This is a genomic window from Alteromonas sp. ABV4_150, assembly GCF_056311745.1.
Genome location: NZ_CM149971.1, coordinates 4,195,680 through 4,215,550 on the forward strand (window position 1 = coordinate 4,195,680; position 19,871 = coordinate 4,215,550).

12 protein-coding genes and 4 pseudogenes are annotated in these 19,871 nt (G+C 43.4%); 7 read left to right on the forward strand and 9 right to left on the reverse strand.

The features are described 5' to 3' along the window. Position 1: 1 nt before the first annotated feature. The 4 genes from ACYX4M_RS18230 to zwf are packed head-to-tail and all read right to left on the reverse strand — an operon-like array spanning position 2 to position 4,979. Entirely contained in the window at positions 2–955 is a 954-nt protein-coding gene (locus ACYX4M_RS18230) for a glucokinase (protein ID WP_476081193.1), read from the reverse strand. After that, complete coding sequence (gene edd / locus ACYX4M_RS18235; protein ID WP_476081194.1) at positions 955–2,781, reverse strand: phosphogluconate dehydratase; 1,827 nt, start codon at positions 2,779–2,781, stop codon at positions 955–957. The genes ACYX4M_RS18230 and edd overlap by 1 nt, the downstream gene beginning before the upstream one ends. Positions 2,782–2,791: 10 nt before the next feature. Beyond that, entirely contained in the window at positions 2,792–3,484 is a 693-nt protein-coding gene (pgl, locus tag ACYX4M_RS18240; RefSeq protein ID WP_025255584.1) for a 6-phosphogluconolactonase, read from the reverse strand. A gap of 1 nt (position 3,485) precedes the next feature. Continuing rightward, a complete protein-coding gene (zwf, locus tag ACYX4M_RS18245; RefSeq protein ID WP_118493985.1) occupies positions 3,486–4,979 on the reverse strand; it encodes a glucose-6-phosphate dehydrogenase in 1,494 nt (497 codons plus the stop codon). 284 nt (positions 4,980–5,263) lie between these two features. On the opposite strand from zwf, the gene ACYX4M_RS18250 reads away from it, so the two are divergent. Further along, positions 5,264–6,115 carry a MurR/RpiR family transcriptional regulator gene (locus tag ACYX4M_RS18250; protein ID WP_015067467.1) on the forward strand — a complete coding sequence of 284 codons (852 nt, stop codon included), beginning with the start codon at positions 5,264–5,266 and terminating at the stop codon, positions 6,113–6,115. Between the two features lie 238 nt (positions 6,116–6,353). Then, a pseudogene (pyk, locus tag ACYX4M_RS18255) lies at positions 6,354–7,791 on the forward strand (pyruvate kinase). Positions 7,792–7,918: 127 nt separating this feature from the next. On the opposite strand, the gene ACYX4M_RS18260 reads toward pyk, so the two are convergent. Then, entirely contained in the window at positions 7,919–8,296 is a 378-nt protein-coding gene (locus ACYX4M_RS18260; RefSeq protein ID WP_476081195.1) for a hypothetical protein, read from the reverse strand. A gap of 654 nt (positions 8,297–8,950) precedes the next feature. Between ACYX4M_RS18260 and ACYX4M_RS18265 the strand changes: the two are divergent. After that, positions 8,951–10,045 (forward strand): annotated as a pseudogene (locus ACYX4M_RS18265) (polysaccharide lyase family 7 protein); the annotation flags it as partial. 620 nt (positions 10,046–10,665) lie between these two features. Here the strand turns inward: ACYX4M_RS18265 and ACYX4M_RS18270 are convergent. Beyond that, the gene (locus ACYX4M_RS18270; RefSeq protein ID WP_476081196.1) at positions 10,666–11,265 is read right to left on the reverse strand and encodes a BON domain-containing protein; all 600 of its coding nucleotides are present in this window, start codon (positions 11,263–11,265) and stop codon (positions 10,666–10,668) included. A 433-nt stretch (positions 11,266–11,698) separates the two neighbouring features. On the opposite strand from ACYX4M_RS18270, the gene ACYX4M_RS18275 reads away from it, so the two are divergent. Continuing rightward, positions 11,699–12,682: an endonuclease/exonuclease/phosphatase family protein gene (locus ACYX4M_RS18275; RefSeq protein WP_476081197.1), complete on the forward strand. Its 984-nt coding sequence runs from the start codon at positions 11,699–11,701 to the stop codon at positions 12,680–12,682. A gap of 16 nt (positions 12,683–12,698) precedes the next feature. Here the strand turns inward: ACYX4M_RS18275 and ACYX4M_RS18280 are convergent, their stop codons facing one another. After that, positions 12,699–13,247, reverse strand: a complete 549-nt coding sequence (locus tag ACYX4M_RS18280) for a hypothetical protein (protein ID WP_476081198.1) — start codon at positions 13,245–13,247, stop codon at positions 12,699–12,701. A 567-nt stretch (positions 13,248–13,814) separates the two neighbouring features. On the opposite strand from ACYX4M_RS18280, the gene ACYX4M_RS18285 reads away from it, so the two are divergent. The 3 genes and pseudogenes from ACYX4M_RS18285 to ACYX4M_RS18295 all read left to right on the forward strand — a co-directional run bounded on the left by ACYX4M_RS18285 (position 13,815) and on the right by ACYX4M_RS18295 (position 16,126). Next, positions 13,815–14,795: a glycosyltransferase family 2 protein gene (locus ACYX4M_RS18285; RefSeq protein ID WP_476081199.1), complete on the forward strand. Its 981-nt coding sequence runs from the start codon at positions 13,815–13,817 to the stop codon at positions 14,793–14,795. A gap of 197 nt (positions 14,796–14,992) precedes the next feature. Then, positions 14,993–15,469: pseudogene (gene gntA, locus ACYX4M_RS18290) on the forward strand (guanitoxin biosynthesis heme-dependent pre-guanitoxin N-hydroxylase GntA); the annotation flags it as partial. A gap of 63 nt (positions 15,470–15,532) precedes the next feature. Next, positions 15,533–16,126 carry a DUF1989 domain-containing protein gene (locus ACYX4M_RS18295; protein WP_476081200.1) on the forward strand — a complete coding sequence of 198 codons (594 nt, stop codon included), beginning with the start codon at positions 15,533–15,535 and terminating at the stop codon, positions 16,124–16,126. A 34-nt stretch (positions 16,127–16,160) separates the two neighbouring features. On the opposite strand, the pseudogene ACYX4M_RS18300 reads toward ACYX4M_RS18295, so the two are convergent. Together ACYX4M_RS18300 and ACYX4M_RS18305 are read right to left on the reverse strand one after the other, a co-directional pair. Continuing rightward, positions 16,161–17,904 (reverse strand): annotated as a pseudogene (locus tag ACYX4M_RS18300) (hypothetical protein). A gap of 64 nt (positions 17,905–17,968) precedes the next feature. Beyond that, positions 17,969–19,843 carry an alkaline phosphatase PhoX gene (locus tag ACYX4M_RS18305; RefSeq protein WP_476081201.1) on the reverse strand — a complete coding sequence of 625 codons (1,875 nt, stop codon included), beginning with the start codon at positions 19,841–19,843 and terminating at the stop codon, positions 17,969–17,971. Positions 19,844–19,871: the final 28 nt, after the last annotated feature.

The following is a 19,871-nucleotide window of genomic DNA, read 5'->3' on the forward strand; positions in this document are numbered from 1 at the left end:
TTTAGCTCGCTGTATTTTGATTCAGATATGCAGCCGCACCCAATAAACCGTGATCAGGTTCTGCAATAAGATAGGTGGGAATGTCTTTAACGTAATGCTTCATTTGCCCCTTCGCTTCAAAACGCGCTCTGAAATCGCTGTTTTGAATAAACTCAGGGAAACGATTTGCAATACCTCCACCAATAAAGATGCCGCCAGTAGTCGCCATGTTCAGCGCAAGATTACCCGCAAAACTACCCATAATTCGACAGAACTGAGTCAGTGTTGCTTCGGCTAATTCACAGGTTCCGTTTAGCGCTGCTTCTGTAATTTGTGCAGGCTCGGTAAATACAACTGGTGAAGAAGCGTGATTAGCTAGCGCGGTGTAGATGTTGTGCAGACCACGACCAGACATCACTTCTTCAGCAGAAGCACGACCTAATGTCGTTTGCAAATGACGCCAAACCACAACATCTGTTTCGTCAACGGGAGCGAAGTCTACATGACCACCCTCACCGTCTAATGTTTGCCAACCAGTTGAGGTCATCGTGATGTGCTCAACGCCAAGGCCAGTGCCTGGGCCAAACACCGCAATATTGCCGTTTTCTTTTGCCGTACCTTCACCAATTTGAACAACTTGGTCTTCACTTAGCACAGGCAATGAATGGGCAACTGCTGTGAAGTCGTTAATTACGAACAATGCATCTAGCTTAAGCTGAGAACGCAAAGCGTTTTGCGAAAACGCCCAGCTGTGATTGGTCATTACGACCTGGTCGCCAAGCACTGGGCAGGCAATTGCAATACAACCTTGGGAAAAGTTGTGCTCTGGCATGTCAGTAAAATACTGGATAATCGCTAGATCAATGCTAGCAAAGTCATTACACATGTATTTTTTGATATCAGTGACGCCAGACTCGGTTACTCTTGCAACACGAATATTGGTACCGCCAACATCAGCCACAAACTTTTGGCTCATTATGCTTGCTCCTGCGTGTAAAACAGTGAACACGCTCCTTCTTCTGCACCAGTAAGGATGGCACGCATACCCGCAAACATTTCGCGTCCCATACCAACATGATGCTTCGCCAAGCTCGCTGGCGCAGCTTCACGTGCAGCTAATGTTTCATCATCAACGTGTAATGTTAATGCACCTGTTTCGGTATTAAGCTCGATGATGTCGCCTTCTTGCACTTTAGCAAGTAGTCCACCCTTATACGCTTCAGGAGTCACGTGGATAGCAGCAGGTACTTTACCTGATGCACCCGACATACGACCGTCAGTAACAAGGGCTACTTTAAAGCCACGGTCTTGAATTACACCAAGCGGCGGCGTTAGGCGGTGAAGCTCTGGCATACCAATGGCCGATGGCCCTTGGAAGCGAACAACCACGATACAGTCTTTATCTAGCTTGCCAGATTTAAACGCGTCATCCAGTTCAAACTGATCTTCAAACACAACCGCTGGCGCTTTAATAGTGCAATGCGGAGTACGAAGCGCAGATGTTTTGATTACGCCGCGGCCTAAGTTACCGTCAAGCACGCTCAAACCACCATCAGGTTTAAATGGTGCATCAACCGTTGCTAATACCTCTTTATCCAGAGATTCTGTTGGGCCGTCGCGCCACTCTAGCTCGCCGTCTTTTAGCACAGGCTCTTTGGTGTATAGCTCCAAGCCATCGCCAACGATAGTTTTCACATCGTTGTGCAGTAATCCTGCGTCAAGCAGTTGCTTAATAAGCAATGACATACCGCCAGCGGCAACAAAGTGGTTAATGTCTGCTGAACCGTTAGGGTAAATACGGGTAAGAAGTGGAACCGCATTTGAAATATCTGAGAAATCGTCCCAGTTAACAATGTAGCCAGCAGCGCGCGCAACGGCGATAAGGTGCATGGTGTGGTTAGTCGAACCACCCGTTGCAAGTAGACCTACAAGACCATTTACAATGGCTTTAGCATCTACAATGTGGCCAATTGGCGTGTAGTTGTCGCCAAGGTCAGTTAGACGAGTCGCTTGAACCGCAGCAGCTTTTGTTAGGGCATCACGCAGTGGCGTACCTGGGTTTACAAACGAAGAGCCCGGTAAGTGTAAACCCATCATCTCAACCACAAGCTGGTTTGAGTTTGCTGTACCGTAGAAAGTACAAGTACCAGCAGAATGATAAGACTGAGACTCAGCTTCAAGAAGTGCGTCGCGACCAACCTTGCCTTCAGCAAATTCTTGGCGAACGCGTGCTTTTTCTTTATTTGGCAAGCCTGATGGCATAGGACCAGCTGGAACGAATACCGTTGGCAGGTGTCCAAACGTAAGTGCCCCCATCAGAAGTCCAGGTACGATTTTATCGCAAATACCCAGCATCAGGGTGCTATCAAACATATTGTGTGATAGCGCGATAGCTGCGCCCTGAGCGATATTATCACGGCTCATAAGGCTTAAGTCCATGCCAGACTGGCCTTGAGTAACACCATCGCACATTGCAGGTACACCACCCGCAAACTGCGCTACACTACCCACTTCTTTTACCGCTTCGCGAATAAGCGCAGGGTAAGTTTCATATGGCTGGTGAGCAGAAAGCATGTCATTGTACGCAGACACAATAGCCACGTTGGCTTTGGTCATGGAACGGAGGTCAGCCTTTTCACTTGTACCGCATGCAGCAAAGCCATGGGCCAAGTTTCCGCACGATAGTACACCGCGGTGTGGACCTTGACGGCGTGCTTCCTCAATCTTTTCTAAATACGCTTTACGCGTTTCTTTGCTACGCTCGATAATACGTTGCGTAACTTCAGCAATTTTTGGATTCATTTTTTGTCTCCTATGGCGCCCACATCAGAGTGACCGGTGCTCTATTTACAACCGCGGTGATGGGCTTTTGCGCTTCGGTAGCATTTTCAATAGCATCTAGCAGTACTTGCTTTTTCTTTTCACCCGTTAGGTGTAAAAAGATATTTCGACTATTGAGTAACGCAGGTAGCGTTAATGAAATACGTTGATGAGGTGCTGTTGTAGGTTGAACAGCAATGCAGGTTCTGCCGCTGCTCATATCTAAGCCGTCAAGTACTTGCTCAGAACAAGGGAAAAGCGATGCAGTATGCCCGTCTTCCCCCATACCAAGAATTAATGCGTCAAAAGGCTGTGACATGCTCGCCAGATTTGACTCGGCTGCATTTACCCCTTCGTTCGCATCGTCAACATCGCTTTTCAGTTCAATAAAACGAGCTGCTGCGGCTTTATTTTGAATTAGATTACTTTTAACTAGGCTAGTGTTGCTGGCTTCATGGCCCTCTTCAACCCAGCGTTCGTCAGCAAGGGTAATATCAACCTTATCCCACTCAAGGTCGGTCTCGCTTAACTGCTTAAAAAGCGCTAGAGGTGTACGTCCACCACTAACTACAAGAGATGCGCGGCCACGAGTTTTAATACCTGTTTTGAGAATGCTTACCAAATCTTGTGCAAATGCATCGGTAAGCGCCTCAGGTGTTTCAAATGATAGAGTTGTTAACGCCATATTACTTTTTCTTCCCTGTTTTGCTTTCGTACCAGCTGCGATTCTCGCGGGCCAGAAGACCAATAGAGTCTACCGGACCCCATGTACCTGCCTGATACGGCTCAGGTGGCTCGCTTGATTGTTTCCACGCTTCAAGAATTGAGTCTACCCACGTCCACGCCTGTTCAATTTCATCGCGACGAACAAATAGCGCCTGATTACCCAGCATTACCTCAAGAAGCAGTTTTTCGTAAGCGTCAGGGATACGCTCGTCAGCAAAGGCTTCGGAGAAACTAAGGTTAAGCTTAGATTTTTGGAGATCCATCGAACCTGAGCTGGTCAGGCCTGGAACTTTATTCATTACGGTGATTTCTACACCTTCATCAGGCTGTAGACGAATAACCAACTTGTTAGGTGGAAGATTTTTAAAGCTATCACCAAATAGGTTGTGCGGCTGACGCTTGAAGTAAATAACAACTTCACTCACTTTGGTTGGCATACGCTTACCTGTGCGCAGGTAAAATGGCACGCCGGCCCAACGCCAGTTGTCAATTTCAGCTTTTATTGCAATAAAAGTTTCAGTTTTACTCTGCGTATTCGCACCTTCTTCTTCAAGGTACCCAGGCACTTCTTCACCTTTAACAAAACCAGACGTGTACTGACCGCGTACCGTGCTTTCGTTAATATTAAACGAGTTGATAGGGCGAAGCGCTTTTAGCACTTTAAGCTTTTCATCACGAATACTATCGGCATCTAGGGTTGTTGGCGGTTCCATCGCGACCAAGCTTAGAATTTGTAGCAGGTGGTTTTGCACCATGTCACGCATTTGTCCCGCGTCGTCAAAATAACCCCAACGCCCTTCAATACCTACTGACTCAGCAACTGAAATTTGAACGTGGTCAATACAGTTGTGATCCCAGTTTGTAGCAAAAATAGAGTTGGCAAAACGAAGCGACACTAAGTTAAGAACGGTCTCTTTACCTAGGTAATGGTCAATACGATATATTTGTTTTTCGTCGAAGTATTCAGCAACTTGTTCGTTGATAACTTTTGACGATTCCAAATCATGACCGATTGGCTTTTCAAGCACTACGCGAACGCTTGAATCGATAATTTTGCAGCTATGTAAGCCACGACAAATGTCGCCATAGATAGCAGGTGGTGTAGCTAAGTAACACACCATAGTGCGAGTTGGGTCAACGTGGTCGTCTAATACGCAATAGCTTTCGACATCTTTCATGTCTACGCACGCGTAATGCAAACGCGCTTTCATTTTTTCCCATGTAGCTTCACATAAGTCCTTTTCACCAAACTTAATAAGGTTAGCGTGAACTTCTTCTATGTAAGCGTCTAGTTCCATTTCCTGACGCGCCACACCAACAATAGTAGTTTCAGGGTGCATCAAGTTAGCTTTTTCTAACTGATATAAAGAAGGCAATAACTTGCGTCGTGAAAGATCTCCCAGCGTACCAAAAAGTACAAAATCACAGGGCTCGTAGGAATTATCCAATACCATATTCGTCGACCTTTTAAATGTATGTGTGCGCAGCGTATTGTACAGTTGTTTACAACACTAACGACTATTTTTACCGTATAGTTAACACCAAATGTAGTAAAATTACAACTTGAACCAACTATAGGATCTAAATCTTTACTATTTCCCTCAGTTTACCCTGACTTCACCTGTTGGAGACAACAAATTTTGTCAAAAAATTACATTTTTCTTGTCACAGACGTCACATTGGGTACTATTACAGATGTACCTTACAATAATTTATGCTAAGTAATTGCTATATCTGTATGAACATTTTAGAAAAAATCACACAAAACCAAGCGGCGTTCAGTAAATCTGAAAAAAAGGTAGCTGAAGTAATTTTAGCTAATCCACAAACAGCCATTCATTCGAGTATAGCAACCCTCGCTAAAATGTCGGATGTTAGTGAGCCCACTGTTAATCGATTCTGTCGTAGGCTTGATACAAAAGGCTTTCCAGACTTTAAACTCCATTTAGCGCAAAGTTTAGCTAACGGCACGCCATATGTTAATCGTCACGTAGATGAAAATGACAGCCCTGACGAATATACGAACAAGATTTTTGAATCTACTATGGCATCGCTTGAAGTTGCCCGTCAGTCGGTCAACGTCAATGTTGTTAATCGTGTCGTCGACCTGCTGACTCAGGCTCAGAAAATTTCGTTTTTCGGCCTAGGCGCTTCAGCATCCGTCGCTCACGATGCGCTGAATAAGTTCTTTCGATTCAACGTTCCCGTTGTGTATTTTGAAGATATCCTGATGCAGCGTATGAGCTGTATGAATTGTTCAGCCGGTGATGTAGTGGTTTTGATAAGCCACACTGGTCGTACCAAAAGTTTGGTTGAGATAGCGCAGATCGCCCGAATGAACGATGCCACAGTTGTTGGTATTACGTCAGCGGACAGCCCATTGGCTCAAGAGTGCAGCTACGTGTTGTCGTTGGAAGTACCAGAAGATACCGATATGTATATGCCTATGGCCTCTCGAATAGCGCAGCTCACCCTCATTGACGTGCTTGCTACTGGATTTACGTTGCGCCGTGGTAATAAGTTCAGAGAAAACCTTAAGCGTGTTAAAGACACACTTCGGGGTTCACGATATGAAAAACGCGGCGATTAAATCGTCATTACTTTGATCATAGTCGCATTTATTATCGTAGCAATCAGCGGCTAATGTACCGAGCAGAACGCCTAACTGGTCGAGCCAGTTAGGCGTTTTTGTTTATTTCATTCACATTATTGTCAAATTCAACTATTATTCTGTAATAAAATTACGTAAAGCGATTACAGGTATTATCCCATTGTGGAATACCTATCACTCTTTGTCTTTTCTAACTTAGAAACAGCGACGGAATCACATGACCAGAAGAACGAAAATTCTTGCCACCCTAGGACCTGCAACAGACTCACTCGAAAAAATCCAGGCGCTAATAGCGGCAGGCGCGAATACAGTGCGTATGAACTTTTCTCACGGGCAGGCTGAAGATCATATCGAGCGTGCCAAACGCGTGCGTCAGGCTGCAAAGAACTTAGGTAAATACGTAGCTATCTTAGGCGATCTTCAAGGTCCTAAAATTCGTGTCGCTCGTTTTTCAGAAGGTGCTGTTCACTTAGACGTAGGCGCTAAGTTTATCCTAGACGCAGAGCTTGGCCGCGACGAAGGCGATATCAACCAAGTAGGCATTGATTACAAAGCGCTTCCTGATGATGTGTCTGCAGGCGATATTCTTCTTCTTGATGACGGCCGTATTCAGCTTCGCGTAACCGGTGTTGAAGGTCGCAAGGTGCTTACTGAGGTCACTGTAGGTGGTAAACTTTCAAACAATAAGGGCATAAACCGTCAAGGCGGTGGTCTTTCGGCAGATGCGCTTACCGAGAAAGATAAAGAAGACATTAAAACTGCGGCAAAAATCGGCGTTGATTACCTTGCTGTGTCATTTCCACGAAGCGGTGCAGATCTAAACTATGCACGAGAACTTGCCGAAGCAGCTGGCTGCTACGCAAAAATTTGTGCAAAGGTTGAACGTGCTGAAACCGTAAGCTTCTGACGAAGCCATGGACGATATTATCGTAGCCTCTGATGCTGTAATGGTAGCTCGCGGTGATTTGGGTGTAGAAATTGGAGACGCCGAACTTGTTGGCGTTCAGAAAAAGCTTATCGCCCGTTCTCGTCAATTAAACAAGGTTGTTATTACCGCGACTCAAATGATGGAGTCGATGATTGATAGCCCTATGCCGACACGTGCTGAAGTTATGGACGTGGCGAACGCTGTGCTAGATGGCACCGATGCAGTTATGCTTTCAGCTGAAACCGCTGCGGGTAACTTCCCTATCGAGACAGTTGCAGCAATGGCTCGTGTTTGTGAAGGTGCAGAAACCCATCCAAGCGTTAAAATTTCTAAGCACCGCATGGATCAGAAGTTTTCATCAACGAGCGAGTCAATTGCACTTTCTGCTGTGTATGCAGCGAACCACCTGCCAAGCGTTAAAGCGATTGTCGGCTTAACAGAGAGTGGAACTACGCCAACCTTGATGTCTCGTATTACTACTTCACTTCCAATAATTGCTATGTCTCGTCACGAGTCTACGCTTAATACAATGGCATTGTGTCGTGGTGTGAAGCCAGTTTACTTTGACTCGTCTGACAGCGAACCGGGCAAATTAAAGTACGATGTTATTGCTTCGCTAAAAGACAAAGGCTTAGTGAAAAGCGGTGACAGCATCATCCTCACCTATGGCGATGAAATGGAAAAGGTAGGCGCAACTAACACTTTGAAAATTGTAGAAGTTGAATAAACTTGAAAGAATATTGGAAGCGAAGCTTAGCTTCGCTTTTTTTGCCTGAAATTTAAAAAGACTAAAAAATAATAAACGCCTCTTGTGTTTTCAAACGTAAGGGGCGTTTTCGTTGATACTGTTTGGGTTAAATTGTTTGTGCAGTGTGGGTCTCTGCCTCTTGAGCTATATTGTTCGCATATTGTGTAAGATGGTGGCTTAGGATGTTTTCCGCGCGTTCAACAAATTCGTCACGCTTAAACTTCCAGCCTCTCAAATCAGCTTGTTTTGCCTGCTTAACATAAAAATCTAAGCGTGTTTTTCTAAGCAAATGAGTCTTTTTAGATAGGTCAAACTCTACCAATGATAAGGTCTGTTCAACTTTAACAATGTCAGCGTGAACAGCACGTTCAGTGTCATCGGCAGAAGCTTGGCCGACTGAAAACTTGCCCTGTCCGAACATACCCACTAAAACAATTATTACTGATACAACAATTCCTGAAAAAACCCACTTTAAAACGTTCATGTCCCACTCCTTGAGCATTGTAGAACTGCTCATAATTCTGATAACGAAATAAATCTTGAAAAAAGATTTCATCGGCTGTTGGATATTTGGGCCACATTGACGCACCCAGCGTTGACCTAACAACAAAAATCTCGCTGAAAAAACCTGTATTTACTGTTAATAAAAGCAGTTTCTATACCAACAACTTTTTATCTTTGAAATCATAAGGATATGAATAAAAAGCACTACATCAGAGCGCATGGTTGGAAGTTTCTACACACTATAAAAGAAAATTTTCACTGTCTTTATTGTCACCCAAGAATTGAAACCTGCTGCACTACTCAGTTTAGCGTGACTCGATGAGTTTAAGGTTTGAGAATATATTTCCCTTCGAATATTTGGTATTACCAAAAAGGTCATTTCTTGCACAGCAAGCTAGTGACAACGCTGACATTAGTATAAAAAACAATCATATTTTATAAAAAAGAAGGTTCACATAATCATTGAAGCCGCTACAACTATGCAAATTAACAACTTGATAACATTTTGCAATTGGTTTACAAGAATGCTAAATTGGCATTACAAATAAAAGGAACAACTCAAAACTGGACTTACCAATAGTATTGGCCTAGGCATTACTTATATTGGTAAGCGATTGTCTACCAAGAGGTTTAAATGTCTAAAACAAAAACGAGGCCTACCACCTTTTCCACGTTTAACGTTTCAATAATCGATTGGGCCAAGCCCACCTTCGCGACTCTGCCATTTATTTTCGCTTGTGGTCTTGCAAATGCTGAGACACTTCCAGCAGAAAAGTTTGATTTAAGCGAATGGAAAATTACAATCCCTACAGATAAAAACAATAATGGGAAAGTTGACGAAATATCTGTAAAGGATATTCAGAGCTTTGAGCACCAAGACTTTTTCTATGTTGACGATGAAGGCGATATGGTATTTGCTGCGCCCAATAAAGCGCTAACCACTCAAAATTCATCTAATACTCGTAGCGAACTTCGACACATGCTTCGCGGTTCTAACACTCGTATAAAAACTCACTCTCCCAAGAATAACTTTACTGTCGCGAGCAACCCTATTTCAGATCGCTTTGCGCAAGTAGGCGGAAAATTAAACGCCACGCTTAAAGTGCAGCACGTTGCTACCAGAGCAAAATATCCCGACAAAGCGCCGGCTTTTTCAGTGGTAGTCGGTCAAATACACGCCAGTAAATGGAAGAAAAAGGTCAAAGGGTTTGGTTGGGGGAATGAACCACTCAAGATTTATTATAAAAAGTGGCCACAGCATGAAACAGGGTCTGTATTCTGGACTTACGAACGCAACTTGCCCAAGAATGATAAAAACCGTACTGATATTGCTTATCCAGTTTGGGGAAATTTATGGACCGACCCAGAAAACCCGGGTAGCGAAGGTATTAAACTAAACGAGAGCTTTAGTTATGAAGTGAACGTTAACGGTGATGTGATGTACCTAAGCTTCAAATCAGACGGACATAAAACCGTGAATTATGCAATCAATCTTGCCAACGGACTAAATGCCTATGGTGAGTTGGACCAGCACGATCATCCTTACGGCTATACGCTTGATTGGAATTATTTTAAAGCAGGTGCCTACAACCAATGCAGTACTAAAGATGATGACGGCTTTTGGTACGCCGCATGTATGGGTACAGGAAACTGGGAAGAAGATAAAAAAAATGGCGACTATGTACAGGTAGCGTTTTCCAACTTAACGGTAGGTAAAAGTAGCGAACCGACTGAAACCTTCAAAGCGAACCTAATTACCCAAAAACCTGGGGCGCAAAGACCGACTGCGAAAAGCGACAATGTTAAGATTGGCGCTACGCTAAACAAAAAAGAAGCGATATCCATAGATGCTATTCCTACTTCCGCGTTAGCTGCAATAAAAAGCGTTGCGCCTAATTTTGCGATACAAGAAGTTGAGAAAGAATACAAACACGATCATGTATATCTTGATGTTGAAGGTGAAGACGCTAACGGAAATGAAATAGAATTCGATATGCTGCAAGATGGAGAGCAGTGGAAAATTGTTGAAGTACAGCGGGATTTAACTATGGAAGATTTACCTTCCGCTGTAACAACACTTATTAAGAAGCAGGAAAACTCTGACCAAGTTAGGCGTATCATTGAAAGTAAACAATACGGAACTGATATTACGATTTATGAATTTTATCTTGTGGAAGAAAATGGCACTGAATCCCGAAAAGAAATTAAATCTGAAAACGGTGAAGTTATCCTATTGGATGAAGAGTGGAAACATTAGTTATGTCGATGTGCTGACCGATATACCTAATTTACGTTAGGCAAGAAAAAAGGGGCGCATGCCCCTTTTTCGTAATGTCGGATACAGAAACTTTAGTTCATTGCAGTTTCAGTAACAACACGTAGGTCACTCTCTACGTCTTTGACATCAGAAGCATTTTTAGCAATTTCTACTGCTAGGTCACGCTCAGCGTCAGAATCAACTTCGCCAGTCAGTGTTACTACACCGTTTTCTACGTCAACGTCAATGTCAAATCCTGAAATATCGGTATCCATTAAAAGACGAGTTTTAATTACCGTTGCAATTTTTGCGTCAGTCAATTCACTTGTGCCCTCATCTATAGTGTCTTCCATATCGTCAGACATATCTTTGTGCATATCGTTGTCATTAACAACGCTGAGCTTGTTATCCACAGAGGATACGCCGTCGATGTTAGCTACCAACTCTTCAGCTAATTTTTTATCGACAGAGTTTTCAACCTTGCCTGTAAGAACGACATTGCCATCTTTCACATCAGTATTGATATCAAATGAATCTAGATTGCCATTGAACAACAGCGTAGCTTCAGCTTTACCGTCTATCCATGCGTCTTTTGCACCTTTTTCCCACTTATTGTCTGAATCCATATCACCTGCATACGCAGCTGTGGTTAGTGTTGTAGCAACAATCATAGAAATAATTGAACGTTTCATAACATTTCTCCTTTGTCGAAACTCACAACTAGAGATGCTAAAACCTTGCCAACACGTTATCTTATTGTTTTATATGCATTAATAATCTTTCTACGACCATAACAATATCGCGAGATTTGCAAACTTTGCCTTATTTCGAGAATTTTTTACTTAACATAGGCAAATAGAGTATATCCCGCGAAAAATGCGCTTTTTATAATCTGCCACACAACAACGCTGTGGAAATAACATTGCGGAATTAACATTGAAGAAAACCATAAGCCCTTGCACAGATACTGACGCTCAATGGAAAGGTAAGGTTAAACTTATTTTAGAAAACCGCCGTAATTAGAACTATCGTTTTCACACCGTTTACTTAGCCGTTTCCAAGCCAACTAATTTTTTTGGCTCAGGTAAGGTGTGTTTTGTCAGTTTTATCAAGGACCATCTAGACATGGATACTGCACTCACTGCTGCTTCAGTTTTTTTTATCATTGTAAGCTGGGCTCCGCTTCTCCCTTCATCACATTGGTTAGTAAGAGTGTGGGAGTTTCCACGACTTCAAATAGCAGCAATTATTTCTCTATTACTTATTGGGTACGCTTTTAAAGTAACGTATTACGCACCAATAAATAGCCTTACGCTAATTTTGGTAGGAGGCTTAATCGTTAGCTTGATTTACCAGGTTGTCTGGATAATCCCCTACACTCCCCTATACAAGCGCGAAGTGCGACGCGTAGGTAATGAGGACACAAGCCGTAAACTAAGCGTGCTTTCCAGTAACGTATATATGCCAAACAACGATTTTCGCAAACTCATCGAGCATGTGCGCAATAAACACCCCGACTTTCTGGTTACTCTTGAATCTAATGAAAAGTGGCAGAAGGGCATAAGCGAATTAGAGTCAGAATATCCTTACCGCAAATTCTGCCCTCTAGAAAACCTTTACGGCATGCATCTATACAGCAAGATCCCATTTGAAGAAGCTACATTGCGTTTTATGATAGAAGACGATGTGCCATCTATGAGGGTAAAAATTAATCATCATGGTCAAGATGTGCTGCTGTATTTTCTTCATCCAAAACCGCCAAGCCCTACGGAAAATACCTATGCTAAACCTAGGGATATCGAACTTACCGTAGTCGGAGAGGAAATTGCTAAAACAAAAGGTCCAATCATAGTCGCTGGCGATCTAAATGACGTCGCGTGGTCACCTACTACCAGGAAATTTAAGAAAATAAGTGGCCTGTTGGACCCTAGAGAAGGCCGAGGCTTTTTCAATACATTCCACGCCAAGTACCCGTTAGTGAAGTGGCCGCTAGATCACGTTTTCCACTCCAAACACTTTGGATTAGTAAACATTGAGAAGTTGGAAAGTGTGGGATCTGATCACTATCCTCTTTATACCGAGCTCGCACTAATTACCGACAAAGATTGATACAATTCAATGATATTCAACGAATCCCACGATGCTTTACACACCACATGAGGCTGTCACAAGCCTCTTCACGCTTTTTGAAGTGTGCCAAGCCAATTAAGCTGTGCTCTCTCGGCCAAACAGCTTGATTCAGTACTTCTTGATCTTGTTCGAGAAGTTGCGCGCTATCTAGCATGATCTCAATAGCTTTTTTATTGGGTTTTATCAGCGTCGGCGTAGCGCCTTTGACCAAATTAGAGCGTACACAAATATACTCTCGCTTTACAGGGTCGCGTACCACGCCGATATAGTTATCGTCGCAAATAATAGCAGGCCAGCCTTCAGTAATCCTGCTCTGCCCGAACATGATAAGTGTAAAAGCAACAAGTACGAAAAGCGTTAAACCGATGAACTGTGTGCTTAAATCTGGTGCGACACTTACGATTACTCCAACCACAGCCGCGAAAAATATCCAGCCACCAAATACCCTACGCATAGCGTTTGGAGAGATGCCTGATATAACATCAACCAACTTTAGCGATTGCTTGTCATAAGTTCGAATAATTACAGAAGATTGTGATTCCACAGCCTTTGTCCACCAAAGAAAAATACGAAAAATAGAAATTAATACGTCACAAGTAAGGCTGAAGATTTACCTACACTCTGAATGAGTAAACGTCATTTTTAAAAGTCAAAATTTACTCGAAAGGAAACGTGTTAAGTAATAATTGTAGGAATATGCAAACTATTGAAATGTAATGTTTAACCTACTATGTAAGCATATCAAAATTTATATCTGGGGCAAAGCTATTACGTATTTAATACGCGTTTACACCTCTCAGCTTTACTTAACTTGTAAAAGAATTGAAAGTTGTCATTGAGAAGCATCGGTATTTATTTATCTCAAAAGATGCTCGCACTCTAGTTTGCTACTCAGGGCCCTTATTTGTAAATTTTTCTGCCCACAGTGCACCTCTTGCGCTTCTCTTGGTTAGAACAACAGTAAATCAAAAGCTTAAAAAAACAAAAACAATATATTTCAGCAACTTACAATTTAGGAATGCTCTTTGCTTTCTACAACTGTATAACGTGCAAGGTGCACCGTTTAAGCCAAAGGCTTTAGAAGAGTTAGCATTAGCAAAGGAGGTTGAGTATGCGTTCACCATTAAGTGCAGTAACTATTGTTAAAAGTAGAACTGAAAAGCTTTGCAATTTGATTTCGCAGTTAGAGCAGTGCTCACCAACGCCAGATGAACTTGTTATTGTATGGATGGCGCCTCCTTCTGATTTGTCCCTCATTCAAAGCGAAAAATTCGATATTGTGCACAAGTTCACTACCCAAGAAGAACTGCCAATTGCGAAAGCGCGAAACAAGGGAATGCTGGCGGCTAAACATGAAAACCTTGTTTATTTAAATGTTGATGCGGTGATTTCACCTACGCTCTGCAAAGATGGTCTTTTGGCATTAAAAGACAATACAGTGGTGTTCACTTCCGTCGTCTTTTTACCCAATGAACGCTGCAACATGCCGTATTCAAACATTTCAAAAAATGAACAGCAAATTGGTTATCTAGCAAGTAATGACGAAACGTTACCAAAAGAAGATAACAACGAAATACCTTCAAGAGATCAGGGAAATAATCATGGAAAGTTTAGTGACGATAGTATTTGTTCTACAGTGTTTTTTGTTCGTAAGACAGACTTTCATAAAACCGGCGGCTTCGATGAAGGCTACGCGGGTTTCGGACTAAACGACGAAGACTTTTTCACCAACTGCAGAGCACTGGGTTATTCATTAGAGCAGTTGCCTACCCGTACCTTCGCGCCACAGCGTCCGAATTATCAGTGCCCAGTTAATCACCTATTAGACTTTGTGCATAATGCACAGCGCTTTCACGATAAATGGGGCTTCTACCCTTGCACTGAAGTACTCACCGCTTATGCAGAAAAGGGTTTCATCGATTCGAACTATGAAGAAAACGGATTGAAGATCATTCAGTTGCCCGAGCATGAAGATGAACAAAGTAATGCGGATACAAGCGCTTCAACCATAGCCCCGACTTCTGCGGGATTTGAGTTTACTTCTTTTCATTCGCCAGCTAAAAACCAAGAGCGTTTAAGTAGTACGGCTTAATTGCTGTCAAAGAAATAGGCGCTAATGTTGAAGTAGGGAGATATGGAGTGCCTTTACTAAAACCCGATCTAAAACACCGTTTTTGATCATTTGTAGGGGAAGGTGACTTCCCCTGTGTAGGCGCTAAATCCGCACTAACCAAAAAGCAAATACACGTTCTGCAATTTGACGATATCTAATGTGAAAGTAATGAACCTGATATTCTGGCTACAATTCACAAATTCGTTGAGGCATTTACGCTCAAGCGTGACATGTACTCCTCACTTGTGGCTACCTTCGAACAGCCCGATACCATTACCGAAACAGAATTTGATAAAGTACTTTGGGCAAAGCTTCAACGCCTTCATGAAGTAGACGCATGCTTAAAAAATTGGGACAGCAAAGTATCAAGCGATCCGCACAGTGCACAATTCAGTTTAAGCCTTGGCGGTAAAGGCTTTTTCGTGATTGGATTGCACCCAAATGCCTCTAGAAAGAGCCGACGTTTTTCTCATCCCGCAATTGTGTTTAATTTACATGAACAGTTTGAATTGCTTCGTAAACAGCGGAAGTTTGAAGCATTTAGAGATCATATCAGGAAGCGTGATGCCGCCTACTGCGGCAGTAAAAACCCATTGCTAGCTAACCATGGTGAAAGTTCTGAAGTTTATCAATACAGCGGTAAAAAGCATTAAGAAAGCTGGGAATGCCCCTTTAAACAAGTAAAAGATTAACTCTTAAAATATAAAAGGCACAGTATGAGACAAACTATACAACCAAGAAGCGGTACTGCATTTACTATCAAGAAAGGTGAACGCCTTAAAGTCATTGACCCTGAAGGGGAACAAGTGGCCGACCTTTATGCCTTTAACGAGCATAATAAGGACGAGTTTATTTCCTCGGGTAGAAGTTTGGATTACAACGAAAGCCTTAAATTTAAAAAAGGCAGTTTGCTTTACTCAAATCAAAGCAACATCATGTTTGAAATTATCGAAGATAAAGTAGAAGACCATGATTTTTTACTAACGCCTTGTAGCGTAGACACCTTCAAACACTTCTACCCCAATGAAGATCCGGTTCCTGGTTGTCACGGTAACTTAGTTGCCGCTTTTGCTGAATTTGATATTCCAGAGCATCATGTATGCACGACCTTCAATACATTTATGAATGTTGAGGTAGACAGTACGGGTAAAATCGCTGTTTTGCCGCCGAAGTCAAAAGCCGGCGATTACACGATATTTGAAGCTAAAATGGATATGATTGTAGGATTAACGGCTTGCTCTGCTGGTGAATCTAACAACTTTCGATATAAACCAATACAATTTGAAATAATGCCCGCGAACCCGTTGTAATTCGCGAGCATTATTTTAGCAAATGGAGCGAGCGTTATTGTGCTTCTGCGATAGCGCTCGACTTGTCTTGCTGCCAGTTAAGCCTCATATCCCACTTAAACCGGTGTTCAGGTTTTAACGGCGGTTGCGCTGCATCGATATTACTTAAGACATTGGTTGCCTCGGTAAGCGTAGCATCACGACCAAACAAATAGCTTTGCTCTTTGACTATGGTTAAGTACGCTTTGTTTAGAGCATAAGCGCGCTCTGATGATGGCGTAATGATGTCGTATACCGACTTAGCACGCTGTACTTTTTCTGTATTAACCATCCCTTTATCATCGAACCACTTTGCCAACATTTCACCGTTTTGACGGAATTCATCACCGCCTCCCACACGCTCCATATAGGTAAGGTATTCACCTTTTTCTTCGTTGATGTTTGGCACATCTTCAATGGCATGCAAATCAATATAGCCCCACCCTGCTTCACCAGGTACTTTTCGGGCAAATGAAAATGTCTGGTCAAAGGTTGACCCTACTGTTTTGTGACAACCGTTACAAAACGCTAGCTCTTGGTCGTGTTGCGCGCGCAGTTCGCCCTGCTCATCTTCGATGAAGCCGTTAATTGTCCACCCAAAGCCGTTGTCTATCCCTTTTTCACCCAGGTAGCGAGTTTGAGGCAGCTTTTCGAAATGCTTATCTTTTGCTTCCGCATAATAGGCAGAAGCTTAGGCTTTCTCGGCTTCTAAACATATGCTTTTTCATGTAGCGCACTTCTTTCATCCGCGGCGCATTGTAAATATTCCCGTTATCGTCCACACCAATGTAGCGTACAGTATGCAAAAACTCGGTACCTTCAGGGTAAAGCATATGAGCCAGAGGAACAGCACTCGCATCGCCCAGATAATGTGAGGTGCGAACAAGTTCAGTTACAGATGGCGACAATTCACCGTCTTGGTTAACGTCTACATTAATGGCAGTCTCATCTACTGGCGCTACGTTTAATTTATTGAGTTCTTTGAGCGCCATTTCAACCAAGCTAAGGTTCAGGGTATAAACCTTTTTATTGTACTTACCATTAAGCGTTTGAAAGCTATCAGGAAGCCTGATCATAGCATCGCCGGTTGACCCGTTGGTCGGCCAGAAGGTGCTTGGAAATGGTTTGTAATTGTAAGATACCCACCCGCTGCCATCTTTGGCAAAACCGTCGCTATCAAACGCCTTTTTAGCGGCGCTCAAATTTTCTATACGCATGTAATCAGGCATTGCATCATTGTTAAGCGATGCGGTGTAATTGTCTTGTTCTACATATTTTTTAATGGTGGCATCATCAATACCCGCTATAAGCGACGTGCGATCAATAAACAGGTTCTTCCAGCTATTTGTTAGCCCCACATCGGAAAATTCATAGTTACCCTGCAATGTACCATCCCCCATTTGGTTAGGGCGCTTTTCTGTGGAATCGTAACTTTGGTGACATGCATAGCAAGGATTATTTACGCCTTCGGTTTTGGTGTAGCACTGGGGAGGGATCACCGATTCAGGGTTATACACTTCATTATGCTCAATATACGCAAGAGCGGGAATATCGTCCCCTTCTCGGTATGGGTAGGAGTGTGCGCTATCGGCGTTTGTTTGAGCCGGTGAAAGCCCTTTTTGATCAGCAGGATAAGTACTTGCGCTTACACCGGTCTTTGATTGATTGCTTAAATTAGCACTTGTGCTTTCAGTGCACCCTGCACTGATAAGTAGTGAAAGTAGAATACCTGCACTTGGAATTATTTTTAATATTTTCATAATCGTCACAACGGAAAAAGCCGGGCGCGTAAACACCCGGCGTATTTTAAATTAAAAAGAAAACTTACTTATCTGCTGGTTCATACATCCACAGCGTGTTGTTTTCTTGGAAACCGTCTTCACCGATAAGAATACGGCCGTCGTTCATAACAACAACGTTATCTGGTTGAGAAAGCTGCTCAACGTCACAACGCTCTGCGCCTGTCAGGCTCGAACGGTACGTACCACCCATCACTACAGGTTCGATACGAGAAATGTTGTAGCCTTCTTCCAGCTTGGCGCGATAAACACCACCACAATCTTTAACGCGGGCAGAAAGCTGCATGTCGCCTTCACCGTCAACCATAGTGTTATCGATATCAGCAATGCCGATGTAAAGGTATGCATTGTCTACGACTTCACCTTCAATGGTATCAACACCTTCTACTGCTTCTTGCGCGCGTTTTTGGTTAATAGAGATACCTTCTAGCTTTCTCCATTCTGCGGTAGCACCCTTAAGGCGGGCTGCTGCGCGGCTCTCTAGGAACGCCACGCGGTCGTCCATAGGTTGACCAGCGGTTACGCTAGAACCACCCTCTTCCACTGTTGGATACGTTGCATCGCCATCAACCCATGCCTGAACGTCGGCCATTGTGATATAAGAGCTTTGACCATCTACGTAATCGTCAGTACCAATACCGTTGTACTCGTCAATCCATGCGCGAATAGTCATATTGTCGCCACTGGCTAGCTCAACCCACTCAACAGCAAACCCCGTGGTAGCTGGGTCATTTTGCCCTGCATCTTGAGTTAGTTTAGCGCCGTAAAGCGTACCTGCAGATAAGTCTTCTGCAGTATCAGCGACAAATTTAAACAGCACGCCGCCGGTGTCATCTTGAGAAAGATAAACGGTTTTTCCATCAGGCATTACCGTTGAGTTTTCGTGCTCATAACGGCCCATCGTGAAGTGCTTAACAATCACTGGCTCATCAGCCAATGGCTCTGTAACTTCTGCTATGTAGCCATAGTTGTAAGGATTTGGCGCATCTGGTGCTGTCATCTGCCACATGCGACCTAAGCGTGCATCGGTTGATACGGCTTCTGGGTTATTCCAGCTAGGAGACGTTGTTGTGTCTACCGCAGAGTTAACCACCCACTCTTCCGACGTAAGAGGCGTACCCCAAGGTGACATTGAACCAAAGCAGTTCGCTGCTGTACCCCATACTGGCGAGAAATCAAGCATCATTGCTTCTGTGACTTCCCACATACCAAACTCGTCTTTTTCTACTTTCATGCGGCTCATACCGCCAGGAAGCTCTTCCCAGTTTGAGAAAAGATACCCTTCGCCTTCGGCGGTTGAGATGAAGCCGTTAAAATCAGGCATATCGTTTTCAAGAACAAGCTCTTCGCCATCGAGTGTGTAGATGTGGCCCAAACCTTCAGGAAGATCAGTACCGAAAGTATCACCGGTTTGACCTAGTACTTGATATTGACCGATAGCAGACACCACTAGCTCTTTTTCTTCGTCAGAGCTAGGTACTGGAGAGTTTGGTAGCGTAACCGGAAGATTGTTGAAATTAGCGCCTGCAAGTACACCAACAGTTCCTGTGTTTATAGGCATTGCATTTACACTGGTTGTCGCCGCATTAGTGCCAGACGGATGTTGAACGTTAAAAAATAAATCGCCTTCGTCCGTTAAGAATATACCGGTCACTTCTGCACCAAGAGGAACCGTTGCAATACGTGTTAGTGTGCCCGCTGTATCACCTTGCGGACCTTGTTCACCTACTGGGCCTTGGTCACCTGCGGGGCCTTGTTCACCGGCTGGTCCTTGCTCTCCTACAGGGCCTTGAACACCATCTTCGCCGTCATCACCTTCCAGTGAACAGGCAGTCATTCCTAGTGTTACAGCCAATGCTATCGCTGAATACTTTATTCCACGAAGAGTTTCGCTTTTCATTATGGTTCCTTGCTTATACTTGTTTTCG

What these genes read in the sequence shown, in the direction of transcription:
- ACYX4M_RS18230 (WP_476081193.1), bottom strand. Translation starts at nt 955, where the DNA reads ATGAGCCAAAAGTTTGTGGCTGATGTTGGCGGTACCAATATTCGTGTT.
- edd (WP_476081194.1), bottom strand. Translation starts at nt 2,781, where the DNA reads ATGAATCCAAAAATTGCTGAAGTTACGCAACGTATTATCGAGCGTAGC.
- pgl (WP_025255584.1), bottom strand. Translation starts at nt 3,484, where the DNA reads ATGGCGTTAACAACTCTATCATTTGAAACACCTGAGGCGCTTACCGAT.
- zwf (WP_118493985.1), bottom strand. Translation starts at nt 4,979, where the DNA reads ATGGTATTGGATAATTCCTACGAGCCCTGTGATTTTGTACTTTTTGGT.
- ACYX4M_RS18250 (WP_015067467.1), top strand. Translation starts at nt 5,264, where the DNA reads ATGAACATTTTAGAAAAAATCACACAAAACCAAGCGGCGTTCAGTAAA.
- ACYX4M_RS18260 (WP_476081195.1), bottom strand. Translation starts at nt 8,296, where the DNA reads ATGAACGTTTTAAAGTGGGTTTTTTCAGGAATTGTTGTATCAGTAATA.
- ACYX4M_RS18270 (WP_476081196.1), bottom strand. Translation starts at nt 11,265, where the DNA reads ATGAAACGTTCAATTATTTCTATGATTGTTGCTACAACACTAACCACA.
- ACYX4M_RS18275 (WP_476081197.1), top strand. Translation starts at nt 11,699, where the DNA reads ATGGATACTGCACTCACTGCTGCTTCAGTTTTTTTTATCATTGTAAGC.
- ACYX4M_RS18285 (WP_476081199.1), top strand. Translation starts at nt 13,815, where the DNA reads ATGCGTTCACCATTAAGTGCAGTAACTATTGTTAAAAGTAGAACTGAA.
- ACYX4M_RS18295 (WP_476081200.1), top strand. Translation starts at nt 15,533, where the DNA reads ATGAGACAAACTATACAACCAAGAAGCGGTACTGCATTTACTATCAAG.
- ACYX4M_RS18305 (WP_476081201.1), bottom strand. Translation starts at nt 19,843, where the DNA reads ATGAAAAGCGAAACTCTTCGTGGAATAAAGTATTCAGCGATAGCATTG.